Consider the following 12,005-nt stretch of genomic DNA (forward strand, 5'->3'; position numbering starts at 1 on the left):
TATGAAAAAAGCGTTGGTGCATGATTGGTTCTCTGTATATGCTGGAGCGGAAAAATGCGTGGAGAGTTTTACCAACATTTGGAACGATTTTGAAGTATACAGTCTTATCGATTTCCTGACCGATGGAGATAGAGACATAATATTAAATGGGAAGAAAGCAAAAACTAGCTTCATACAAAACCTTCCTAAAGCAAAAGATAAATATAGGAATTATTTACCACTATTTCCTCTGGCCATCGAACAATTTGATTTAAGTAAGTATGATCTCATTTTATCTTCATCTCATGCAGTGGCGAAAGGCGTGCTCACCAATTCTAATCAACTACACATATCCTATGTCCATACACCCATTCGTTATGCCTGGGATCTTTATCATCAGTATTTGAGAGAAAGTGGTTTGGATAGAGGGCTAAAAGGAAAACTAGCGAAGTATTTTTTACACAAGATTCGTCTCTGGGACATCAGTACAGTCAATCGAGTAGACTATTACATCGCCAATTCTCACTACATAGCACGACGAATCAAAAAGATTTATGGGAAGGAGTCAACGGTTATCTACCCTCCTGTCGATGTCGATAGATTCGAACTACAGGAATCCAAAGAGGACTTTTATTTAACTGCTTCAAGAATGGTCCCCTATAAAAAGATCGACCTTATTGTCGAGGCCTTTTCCAAAACAGACAAAAAACTTATCGTTATAGGCACAGGGCCTGATATGGAAAAGATAAAATCTTTTGCAGGTGAAAATATTGAATTTCTTGGTTTTGCAAGTGATAATGTTTTACTCGAGCATATGCAAAAGGCTAAAGCCTTTGTTTTCGCAGCAGAGGAAGACTTCGGCATAGTTCCTGTTGAGGCCCAGGCTTGCGGTACCCCTGTCATATGTTTGGGCAAAGGTGGTACAAAAGAAACCGTGATAGATGGAGAGACCGGGGTCCACTTTAAAGAGCAGACTGTCGAAGACCTATTGAAAGCTATCGAGAGGTTTGAATCATTAAAATTTGATCCTGTGAGAATCAGAGAGCATGCTTTGAAATTCTCTAAAGTCCGTTTTGAAAAAGAGATAGAAAATTTTGTCAATGCAAAGTATGATGAATTTTTGAAAGAGAGGTTATAAAATATGACAAACGTCATCCTATGTGGGGGAAGCGGAACAAGGCTGTGGCCTATCAGCAGGACACTGATGCCTAAACAGTTCGTCAAACTGTTCGAAAACAAATCACTCTTTCAGCTCACTGTAGAAAGAAACAGTAATGTATGTGACAAACAATTGATTGTCTCGAATGCAGAGCAATATTTTCTTGCTTTGGATCAACTTGAGGAAATCGGTCAGCACAACAACTCATATATTCTGGAACCCATTGGTAGAAACACCGCTCCGGCGATAGCTTTGGCCTGTATGGCATTAGCACCTGAAGAGTTGGTACTTGTGAGCCCCAGTGATCATCTCATCAAAAATGAAACCGAGTATAAGAAAGCTTTACAGAGAGCTCAAAAGTTGGCGGAAGAGGATCACCTTGTGACATTTGGTATCACGCCTCACTTTGCTGAAACAGGCTTTGGATATATTGAAGCTGACGGGGAAAACGTCAAAGCATTTCACGAAAAACCGGACCTGGATACTGCTACCGACTATCTGGAGGCGGGCAATTACTATTGGAACAGCGGTATGTTTATGTTTAAAGCGGGAGTGTTTCTCGAAGAGTTGGAAAAACACTCCCCTGATATCTTCAAGGCATCATTAAAGGCATATAAGAATGCCGATAAAAAGGATCTTGTTCGAATCAAGCTTGAAGATATGCTTGCCATTCCTGAAAACAGTATCGATTATGCAGTTATGGAAAAATCAGGTAATGTAAAAGTGGTGGCTTCGGACATAGGCTGGTCAGATTTGGGTAGTTTTGACAGTCTATACGAAGAATTGCCAAAAGATAAACACGGAAATACACTCAATCCAAACCTTGTCTCCATCGATAGCAAAAATAATCTGATCTATGGAAATGAGAGAAAGATCGCTACGATCGATATAGAAGACACTATCGTAGTAGATACAGGTGATGCACTTCTCATCAGCAAAAAAGGATCATCACAAAAAGTAAAAAAGGTCGTCGAAGAAATACGTAAAGATTCGGAACTTCACCATATACATCTTACCGGACATAGGCCTTGGGGTACCTATACCATCCTCGAAGAGGCCGAAGGATATAAGATCAAACGTATCGTGGTTAAACCCGGAAAGCGCCTCAGTCTACAAAAACACCACCATCGCAACGAACATTGGATCGTAATAAGCGGTACAGCGACAGTGACGATAGGAGAAGAGACAAAAATCCTACGCCCCAATGAGTCAACTTATATAAAGATGGGGGAAGTCCATAGATTGGCCAATGATGGCATCATTCCGGTGGTCCTGATAGAAGTCCAGGTTGGAGAATATACAGGTGAGGATGATATCATTCGTATTGAAGATGATTTCAGACGAGACTGATTTTTTGATATCAATTTATAAGATGATAGATAATTAATGAAAGAACTATATTCAAAAATTATATTAATATTGATGGATACTCTGGCGATTGTTTTGTCTATTATCGTCGGATATCAATTGAGAGTTTTCCTGGATGATTCATTTGCAAATACATTTGGACATAGTCTATCGATGTATTTGGAATTTCCTCTCATCTACATCACCACCCTTTCCATGCTCGCCTATGAAGGAATATATACCAAGAGATACGATTTTTGGCATGAAACCAGGCAGATCATCAAAGCGTTGATCCTCTCTTTCATTCTCGTCCTGGCATTTTTGGCAATGACCAAGTCTATACAGGAGTACTCCAGGGCGACGATAATCTTTATCTTTGCCTGTATGATGCTGATCATTCCACTCCTTAAGATTGTCACCAAAAAACTCCTCTATCATATGGGATTATGGCAGAGGCCAGCTTCTGTGTACGGGAACGATCCTTTTGTTACCAAAGAGATATTTGACAATTATTATCTCGGATATACCGAATCTGACAAAGATAAAGAGAAAACAGTTTTTATCAATTCAGTAGATACCGATGTGGAAAAACTCCATAAGCTCATAGCAGAAAAGACAAAAAAGAGCGATGAAGTGATCTTCATACCTCTCATCAACGAGTATGATCTGACCCAGTCGACGATCTATCAACTATCAAATACGCGAACCAATCTTATCGTCTATAAAAATCGCCTAAAAAGTAAATATAGGGAAATTATCCATATCACATTCAACTACCTACTTGCTATTCTCCTATTGCCTATACTGCTTCCGATCATTGGGATCATAGCTATCCTCATCAAACGGGAATCCCCCGGTCCTGTATTTTTCGCTCATATGCGAGTGGGTAAGCAAGGAAAGCTCATTCCCACTCTAAAATTCAGAAGTATGTATCAGGACGCACAGGACCGCTTGGAAAAGCTGCTTGAAACCGATCCGCCGATCCGCGAAGAGTGGGAGAAAAATTTTAAACTCAAAAATGATCCAAGAGTGACGAAGATCGGCGCCATCCTTCGCAAAACATCTCTGGATGAACTCCCTCAAATTTTCAATGTCTTGAGAGGCGAAATGAATTTTGTAGGGCCTAGACCGGTTATTCAGCAAGAACTAGAACAATATTATAAAGATGACGCCGAATACTACTTTATGGTCAAACCGGGAATCACAGGACTCTGGCAAGTCAGCGGTCGCAGCGACACAGACTATGACTTTAGAGTAGAAACTGATAAATGGTATGTTTCAAACTGGTCACTTTGGTTGGATATTGTTATCTTGTTAAAGACTGTCAAAGTCGTGCTCAAACGGGATGGGGCATACTAAAGTGTTTTTATGAGACAATACTACATTTTTTATTGAAAATAGAAAGGAATATGTCTTGGAAAATAATGCGCAGTGCATACATGAAGACACAATAGATCTACACGAACTACTTGCTATATTAAAAAAGCGCAGAAAACTTATATGGCTAATTGCCGGGTTCATTACATTGATTGCAATTATGTATGTTTTTATAGCCAAACCAATCTATGAAGCAAAAACTATTGTAGAACTCGCACAGATCAATAAACAACCAATAAAGAATCCAAATGATCTCAAGGAAAAGTTAGAATTCATATTTGATGTAAATGAAAAAAATAAAAAAATAGAACTGCCTATTGTAAAAAGCATTGAATTACCAAAAAAATCAAAAAGCCTTCTTGTAATTACGACTAATGGATATAGCAATTCTTCTGCAAAGAAAAAACTGGAAGAGGTCGTAGCCTATCTTTCTGCGTTACAGAATAAGGAACTCAATATATACATCCAAACACAAATGGAAAATATACATTTGATAAAAAGAGATTTAGAAAGATATCAGACGTTAGTTAAGCAAATTGAAAAAGATATTGCCGACTATAAAGAAAAGCTATTGCGTATTTCCAAGGAAGATGCCGCTTTGGCTGGTATCTATTCTATAGAAATTGGAAAAAAACAGACAGAACTCAATTCTCTCATGTATAAGATATTTCAATTGAAAAATCAACTTAGAAATATAAACCTTTCTATTTCTCCTTTAAACATTCAGAAAAGTAGTATAGTCGGAAAAGTGGAAGTACTGGACCATCCTATCAAGCCTAAAAAGAAACTCATTATTACTGTAGCATTTATTACTGGCCTGATGCTCTCTGTCTTTTTGGCTTTCTTTTTGGAATTTGTTGAAGGATTTAAAGAAAAACAGTCCGATCAATAAATAATGAAGTAGAGAAAGCATGCCAAAAATCGCCACGGTAACGATCGGAAAAATATGAAAATTCTCATCGAACTTCCCACCTGGCTCGGTGATGCCGTGATGAGCACTCCTGCTCTGGAAAATCTCTTTGCCGCCTATCCCAAGGCACAGATTACACTGACAGGCTCCTATCTATCCACCGAAGCCCTCCGCGCCCATCCGAGGGTCAATCGGGTCGTCGTAGACAGAACGAAATCGCGCGGCTTTCGCCCCCTGAATATCTACAAGCTGGCCAAAGAACTCGGCCCACACAATCTCGCCATCACGTTCCGCAGCCATTTCTCTTCAAAACTCCTACTCATCCTCACCGGATCGAAAAAAATCCATCAATTCAAACCCTCAACACTCAACGCTCAACGCTCAACGCTCCATCATGTCCAGCGCTACCAAGCCTTCATCAACAGCATCACCGGCCGAAAAGACGTGCCTGGACCCCTGAAGCTCTATTGGCCCAAAGCGGAGTATCCCCGCCCCACACTGGGCATAAACCCGGGGGCCACCTACGGCAGCGCCAAACGCTGGTATCCCGAGAAGTTCGCCGAAGTCGCCGCTGCATTGGCCGATCGCTTCGATATCGTCATTTTCGGAGGGCCGGGTGAGACTGATATCGCTTCGGATATCGAGAGGATGATCCGAGAAAAAGGTGTAAAAAACCTGGAAAACCTGGCGGGAAAAACGACCATCCCCCGGCTCTGCTCCCAGATCGCCGGGCTCGACCTCTTCATCACGGGCGACAGCGGTCCGATGCATATCGCCGCGGCGTATCAAGTCCCCAGCGTCGCGATCTTCGGCCCCACCAAATGGCTGGAGACTTCCCAGTGGATGAATCCCCACAGCCACATCGTACGTCACGATTTGGAGTGCGCTCCCTGCATGAAGCGCCAATGCCACCTCAAACATCACGCCTGTATGAAAGAGATCACCCCTCAGGAAGTCATTGAAGCTGCTCAGGAGATGCTTTTAAACATGAATGATTCTGCGATAAATGCCTAAATGTTATAATTTATGGAGCGATATAAAAGGAGAGGCTATGAGCTTAGCTTATGAATTAAAACCTCACTATACCTACCGTGATTATCAAAATTGGGAGGGACGATGGGAAATCATCGAGGGAGAAGCCTATGCGATGAGCCCGGCTCCTTTACCAAAACATCAAAAAGTCAGTAATAAAATCGCACGCCAGCTCGATGAAACCCTAGATGAGTGTCCTGGATGCTCCGCCTATTTGCCGATCGATTGGAAGATCGCCGAAGATACCGTCGTGCAACCCGATAATCTGGTACTCTGCTACGAGCCGGAGGGAAGCTACATCAGCAAAGCCCCTTCCCTCATCTTCGAAGTGGTCTCCCCCTCCACCGCCGCCAAAGACGAACACCTCAAATATGCGCTCTATGAAAAAGAAGGCGTGGATTACTACGTGATCGTTTATCCCGACGAAAAAATGGCCAAAATCTTCCAGCTCAGTGAGGGGCGCTATATCAAAGCCCTCGACGCTCAAAAAGAGAATTTCACCTTCAAGCTTGGTGACTGCGTCATCGACTTCGATTTCTCAAAGATCTGGAATTGAGTGTTAAGCGTTGAGCGCTGAGCGCTGAGAAGTTTGCTTACCTAACTTTTAATTGAAATTCTCGTCCACCATTGCGCAGAGCAGATGGCCGATGAGGAGATGCATCTCCTGGATGCGAGCCGTCTCCTCCACCGGAACGGCCAGATTCAAATCGCATAGATCGTTCATCGCTCCCCCGTCCCGACCGCTAAGCCCCAGAGTCAGGCAGCCCAGATCGTTGGCCTTTTCCAAAGCCCGTAGGACATTGGCGCTGTTGCCGCTGGTGGAGATGGCGATGAGCAGATCCCCCTCCACCGCCAGCGCTTCAACCTGACGCTCGAAAATACGCTCGAAGCCGTAATCGTTGCCAATGGCGGTCAGGGCAGAGGTATCGGTGGTCAGCGCCACGGCGGGAAGCCCCCGCCGCTCCTTGACGAAGCGTCCCGTAAATTCGGCGGCGATGTGCTGGGCATCCGCCGCGCTGCCGCCGTTGCCGCAGAGCAGAATCTTCTTCCCCTCTTTGAGGGCCTCGATCGCCAGACGGCCCGCCGCTTCGATACTGCCTTGCATTTGGGTCTCCAGCAGGTCCAGGGCTTCCCGGTGGGCCGCCAGGCTCTTGTAGATCAGGGCTTTCATTGCGCTTCCTTTCGCATTTTTTCGATGGTGGCAGTGGTGCTCCGTCCCTCCACGAACTCCACGAGGCGAAGCTCCCCGGCGATGTCGCTGCCGACGACCTCCCTGCCGGCGTAGTCACCCCCCTTGACCAGGACGTCGGGCCGGACGGTCCTGATGAGCTCGTAGGGGGTATCCTCGTCGAAGATCGTCACGTAATCGACCGCCTCGAGCGCTGCCAGGAGGTAAGCCCGGTCGTATTGGGGATTGACGGGGCGCTCCGGGCCTTTGAGCCGGCGGACCGAATCGTCGCTGTTGAGCCCCACGATCAGCACATCGCCAAACGAGGCGGCCTTTTGCAGATACTTCACGTGCCCCAGATGGAGAATATCGAAGCAACCGTTGGTAAAGACGATCCGCTTTCCCTCCCGGCGCAGGCGCTCGACCCTGCGGGCCAATGCCTCACGATCCAGGATCCGATCTTCGGTCCCCGACTCGTGCAGGCTCTTCTCATAGGCGATGATCTCTTCCCAGCTCGCCGTGGCGCTTCCCAGTTTGCCCACCACCACGGCGGCGGCGGCGTTGGCGATGCGGGCCGCTTCGTCGATGCTTCCCCCGCAGGCCCGCACGAAACCCAGCGTGGCGATCACCGTATCGCCGGCGCCCGTGACATCATAAACCTCTTTCGCCACGGTGGGAATGATCTGCATCTCTTCCCCGAAGATCGCCATCCCCTCTTCGCTCAGGGTGATGATGGCCCGCTCCAACTCCAGCTCCTCTTTGAGGCGAAAGCCCGCCTCTCTCAGGCTCGCTTCATCCGCAATGGCGATCCCCGTCGCTTCGCTCGCCTCTTTCCTGTTGGGGGTAATGGCGGTCGCTCCCCGGTATTTGGAATAATCTTTCCCCTTGGGATCCACCATCACCCGCATACCCCGCTGCTTCGCTAGAGCGATCGTCCCCTGAGTGAGCCCTTCGGTCACGACCCCCTTGCCGTAGTCGGAGATCAGGATCGTATCGATCCCCTCATCCAAAAGGGCTTCGATCCGTTCCAGAAGCTCCTCCTCACTTTCCCGGCTGATGGGCTGTCGCGTTTCGCTGTCGAAACGGACCACCTGCTGATGGGAAGCGATCACCCGGCTCTTGCGGGTGGTGCTGCGCCCCGGTTCCTCGATCAAGGCTTCACTCCCCACCCCCAGGGCCTCAAGCATCTCTTTGAGGCGCTTCCCATTGCCGTCCGCCCCGATGACCGAAGCCACCTCGACCCGGCCCCCCAGGGTCACGAGATTGTTCACCACATTCCCGGCACCCCCGAGCACTTCGCTCTCTTCACGCACATCGATAACCGGTACCGGCGCCTCGGGAGAGATCCGCTCGGTCTTGCCCCAGAGATAGTGATCGATCATCAGATCACCGAGTACCAAAATCTTCGGCTGACAACGCTGATAGTTCTTCATAGGAAACAATCTCTAAGATTCAAAAAAAGCGTTGCAACGCAACGCAAACCGAAATTCCTCATTCCTAATTCCTCATTCCTCATTATTCATTGACTTCCGTCTCATAAAGCCGCTCGATCTCCGGCACATAGCGCCGAATCCCCTCTTCAAGGCTCACTTCCGGTTCGTAGCCCAGATACTCACGGGTCGGTTCGATGTCGGCCTGGGTGAAGAATTGATACTGCCCAACGTAGGGGTTGGGGATATATTCGCACTCCAGATCGGTGCCCAGCTCCTTCTGGAGAATATCCACGATCTCCTGGAAGCTGCGTGCCTTGCCGGTACCTACGTTGTAGACTCCGCTCTCTTTGGGATCGCAGGCTTTGACATTGGCCTGGATGATGTCGTCGATATAGATGAAATCCCTTAGGATCCTGTCACTCCCTTCAAAAAGCCGGGGGCGTTTGCCGGCCAGGATTTGATGGCCGAACTGCAGCACCATCGAAGCGGTTTTGTTTTTGTAAAACTCCCTCGGGCCGTAGACGTTGAAATAACGCAGCCCCACGATGGGCCGATCGCTCTTTTTCATCCACTCATAGGCCAGATGGTCCATCGCCAGTTTGCTGAAGCCGTAGATATTGGCCGGATCTTCCCTGCCGACCGTCTGGGGCGCCGGGGCGTTGCCGTAGGTGGCTCCGCTGCTGGCGTAGATCATCGCCGCGTCCATCTCTTTGGCCATTTTCAGGAGATCTTTGAAAACATTCAGATTGGTGCGCATCATAATGTTCTGGTCGTTCACCGTCGTATCGCTGATGGCCGCCTCGTGAAAGATATAGTCGAAGTTGAAATCCCTCAGGCGCTTGAGGTCCTCCGGATCGGTAATGTCCCCGGTGATGATCTCTCCCCGGAAGCCCTGGAGGTTCTTGTAGTGGCCGAAGCTGCGCAGATTGCCGTTGGCGAAGGTCTCTCCCGTGCGGAAGAGATCGAAGACCACGACGTTAGCCTCGGGATAGTTCTCCTGAAAAGAGAAGGCCAGATTGGAACCGATGAATCCGGCCCCTCCGGTAATCAGAATCGTTTTGTGGTTAAAATCCATTGAGTTCCTTCCAGTTTAGTGCTTGGTTGGGCTGGACCAGGACCCGGCGGCCCACCCCGGCGGCCCGGGCCGCTTCGATGTCGCCGGCTTTGTCACCGATCATCCAGGAGGCTTCCATATCGAGACCGAAACGCTCTTTTGCTTCCAGAAGCATCCCCGGGCGCGGCTTGCGGCAGGCGCAGCCCTCATCGGGAGTATGGGGGCAAAAGAAGACCTGCTCCCGATTCATCTCTATGCCCGCTTCACGCATCTTTTCGATCATAAAGCGGGTGACTTTTTCAAAATCTTCCCGGGAGTAGTACCCTCTCCCGATCCCCGACTGATTGGTCACGATGATGGGGAGATACCCCGCCTCCTGGGCCAAGCGGATCATCGGCAGGACCCCTTCGACGAATTGGAAATCTTCGATGCTTCCCACATAGCCGTGGTCGATATTGATCACCCCGTCACGATCGAGAAAAAGCGCTTTGAGCCGTCCCATACCCTCACTTTTTGTATTATTATAGCTTAAAATTAAAGTTGCCGTGGAATGGGGCTTGAGCAGCCCTGATCGATTTTTCGGTATAATCCACCCTAATTTCCCTCCAAAACCTCAGTCCTATATCCAAAGGAGATTCCGACAGATGCCCCCCAAGAAGACACAGAAAAAAGAGACGATGAAGACGCTTGAAGCGCTTTTCGACAAGACCAAGAAGGGCGAGCTGGTCACCTTTGAGAACCTGGCCAAAGAGTTCGACAAAGCCCCCACCGCCGCCCAGGCCAGGAAGATCAAGAAAATGGCCGACGAAAAAGGGATCAAGGTCGTCTCCGCCTCCGAATATGCCAAACACCTCACGGAAGTAGAGGCCAAGGAACGCAAAGAGCGGCTCAAACGGCTCAGCGAGGGTGAAGTGGAAGAGGAGTTCGACATCACCAAGGAGAAGGAGCTGATGGAGTGGAGCCGCTCCGACTCCCCGGTGCGGATGTACCTGCGCGAAATGGGCAAGATCCCCCTCCTGACCAAAGAGGAGGAGATCGAACTGAGCAAGCAGATCGAAGAGGGTGAAGACATCATCATCGACGCCATCTGCTCCGTCCCCTACCTCATCGACTACATCCTCAACTACAAAGAGCCCCTGCTCAATCGGGAGCGCCGGGTCAAAGAGCTCTTTAAAAGCTTCGAAGACAGCAGCAGCGACGACGAGGACGAAGGGCTCGACGAAGCCGCCGGCAAAGCCAAAAAAGCCGACAAAAGGGTCAAGCAGGTCGTCGAAAGCTTCAAAGCCCTGGAGAAAGCCAAGAAAGATTGGCTCAAAGAGCGCAATAAACTCCTCAAACTCCAGGAGGAAGGTGAAGCGGACGAAGAGACCATCTTCCACGAGCGGCTCAAAGTCGCCTTCCGTAAGCATCAACTCAAAGAGGCCCTGATCAACCTGGGGCCCACCAGCAAACTGATCAACGAGCTGGTCAAAGCGATGGAGACGGCCCTCAAGAGCGACGACGGCTTCGAAAAGGAGCTCAAACGCCTGGAGTACCGGCTGCAGCTCTTTAACGATCAGCTCAGGGAGAACCACCGGAAGATTCTGGAGAACATCGTCAATATGTCCAAAGAGGAGATCGCCGCGGCGGTCCCCGAGACGACGATGGTGAGCACCTACGTGCAGATCAAAAAGCTCTTCGAGACCCGGGAAGCGAGCAAGAACAGTTTCGACCTCCCTCCCGAGAAGCTCGAAGAGATTCTGGAGCAGATCCGCATCGGCAAAGCCAAAAGCGAAAAGGCCAAAACCCGGATGGCCAAGTCCAACCTCCGCCTCGTGGTCTCCATCGCCAAGCGCTACACCAACCGGGGGCTTCCCTTCCTCGATCTGATCCAGGAGGGGAACATCGGCCTGATGAAGGCGGTGGACAAGTTCGAATATCAGAAGGGTTACAAATTCTCCACCTACGCCACCTGGTGGATCCGCCAGGCGATCAGCCGTGCCATCGCCGACCAGGCCCGCACCATCCGGATCCCGATCCATATGATCGAAACCATCAACCGGATCAACAAGATCATCCGCAAACACCTCCAGGAGACCGGCAAAGAGCCCGATCTGGAGACCATCGCCGAAGAGGTGGGCCTGAGCGTGGACAAGGTCAAGAACGTTATCAAGATCACCAAGGAGCCCGTGAGCCTGGAGACCCCGGTCGGGGACGAGGATGACGGACGCTTCGGGGATTTCATCGAGGACAAAAACTCCATCAGCCCCACCGAGGCGGTCCTCAACGACGACCTCAACCAGCAGATCGACGAAGTGCTCGGTCAGCTCAACGAGCGGGAGCAGGCGGTCATCAGGATGCGCTTCGGCCTGCTCGAAGATATGAGCGACCGGACCCTCGAAGAGATCGGCAAAGAGCTCAATGTCACCCGCGAACGGGTCCGCCAGATCGAAAGCAGCGCCATCAAAAAGCTCAAACACCCCAAAGTGGGTAGAAAGCTCAAGAACTATATCGAGGAGTGAGGCAAGGCTCACTCCTCGGGTTATTAGTCCTTGGTCATTGGTTAT

At 49.1% G+C, this 12,005-nt stretch carries 11 protein-coding genes; 7 read left to right on the plus strand and 4 right to left on the minus strand.

The window, feature by feature from the left end; translation table 11 throughout:
- The first annotated feature begins 1 nt into the window (after window position 1).
- From NITSA_RS07195 to NITSA_RS07220, 6 genes are all read left to right on the plus strand, one after another.
- On the plus strand, window positions 2–1,117 hold the full coding sequence (locus NITSA_RS07195; protein WP_013554357.1) for a glycosyltransferase family 4 protein: 1,116 nt from the start codon (window positions 2–4) through the stop codon (window positions 1,115–1,117).
- A gap of 3 nt (window positions 1,118–1,120) precedes the next feature.
- Window positions 1,121–2,488, plus strand: a complete 1,368-nt coding sequence (locus NITSA_RS07200) for a mannose-1-phosphate guanylyltransferase/mannose-6-phosphate isomerase (RefSeq protein WP_013554358.1) — start codon at window positions 1,121–1,123, stop codon at window positions 2,486–2,488.
- A 72-nt stretch (window positions 2,489–2,560) separates the two neighbouring features.
- Window positions 2,561–3,844: an exopolysaccharide biosynthesis polyprenyl glycosylphosphotransferase gene (locus NITSA_RS07205; RefSeq protein WP_169308537.1), complete on the plus strand. Its 1,284-nt coding sequence runs from the start codon at window positions 2,561–2,563 to the stop codon at window positions 3,842–3,844.
- Window positions 3,845–3,899: 55 nt separating this feature from the next.
- Complete coding sequence (locus tag NITSA_RS07210; protein WP_013554360.1) at window positions 3,900–4,754, plus strand: Wzz/FepE/Etk N-terminal domain-containing protein; 855 nt, start codon at window positions 3,900–3,902, stop codon at window positions 4,752–4,754.
- A 54-nt stretch (window positions 4,755–4,808) separates the two neighbouring features.
- Window positions 4,809–5,786 carry a glycosyltransferase family 9 protein gene (locus NITSA_RS07215; RefSeq protein WP_013554361.1) on the plus strand — a complete coding sequence of 326 codons (978 nt, stop codon included), beginning with the start codon at window positions 4,809–4,811 and terminating at the stop codon, window positions 5,784–5,786.
- A gap of 37 nt (window positions 5,787–5,823) precedes the next feature.
- Window positions 5,824–6,360, plus strand: coding sequence for a Uma2 family endonuclease (locus tag NITSA_RS07220; protein ID WP_013554362.1), 537 nt, complete (start codon window positions 5,824–5,826; stop codon window positions 6,358–6,360).
- A gap of 48 nt (window positions 6,361–6,408) precedes the next feature.
- Here the strand turns inward: NITSA_RS07220 and gmhA are convergent, their stop codons facing one another.
- The 4 genes from gmhA to gmhB form a co-directional block, all read right to left on the minus strand.
- Entirely contained in the window at window positions 6,409–6,975 is a 567-nt protein-coding gene (gene gmhA / locus NITSA_RS07225) for a D-sedoheptulose 7-phosphate isomerase (RefSeq protein WP_013554363.1), read from the minus strand.
- The gene (gene rfaE1 / locus NITSA_RS07230; protein WP_013554364.1) at window positions 6,972–8,405 is read right to left on the minus strand and encodes a D-glycero-beta-D-manno-heptose-7-phosphate kinase; all 1,434 of its coding nucleotides are present in this window, start codon (window positions 8,403–8,405) and stop codon (window positions 6,972–6,974) included. Before rfaE1 ends, gmhA begins: the two co-directional genes overlap by 4 nt.
- Before the next feature lie 82 nt (window positions 8,406–8,487).
- Entirely contained in the window at window positions 8,488–9,480 is a 993-nt protein-coding gene (rfaD, locus tag NITSA_RS07235; protein WP_013554365.1) for an ADP-glyceromanno-heptose 6-epimerase, read from the minus strand.
- Complete coding sequence (gene gmhB, locus NITSA_RS07240) at window positions 9,470–9,961, minus strand: D-glycero-beta-D-manno-heptose 1,7-bisphosphate 7-phosphatase (RefSeq protein WP_013554366.1); 492 nt, start codon at window positions 9,959–9,961, stop codon at window positions 9,470–9,472. Before gmhB ends, rfaD begins: the two co-directional genes overlap by 11 nt.
- A gap of 142 nt (window positions 9,962–10,103) precedes the next feature.
- On the opposite strand from gmhB, the gene rpoD reads away from it, so the two are divergent.
- Window positions 10,104–11,960 (plus strand): RNA polymerase sigma factor RpoD, encoded by a 1,857-nt coding sequence (gene rpoD, locus NITSA_RS07245; RefSeq protein WP_013554367.1) that lies wholly within the window; start codon window positions 10,104–10,106, stop codon window positions 11,958–11,960.
- The last annotated feature ends 45 nt before the right edge of the window (window positions 11,961–12,005 follow it).

Origin of the sequence: Nitratifractor salsuginis DSM 16511 (assembly GCF_000186245.1) — a bacterium.
GTDB classification, from domain to species: Bacteria; Campylobacterota; Campylobacteria; order Campylobacterales; family Sulfurovaceae; genus Nitratifractor; species Nitratifractor salsuginis.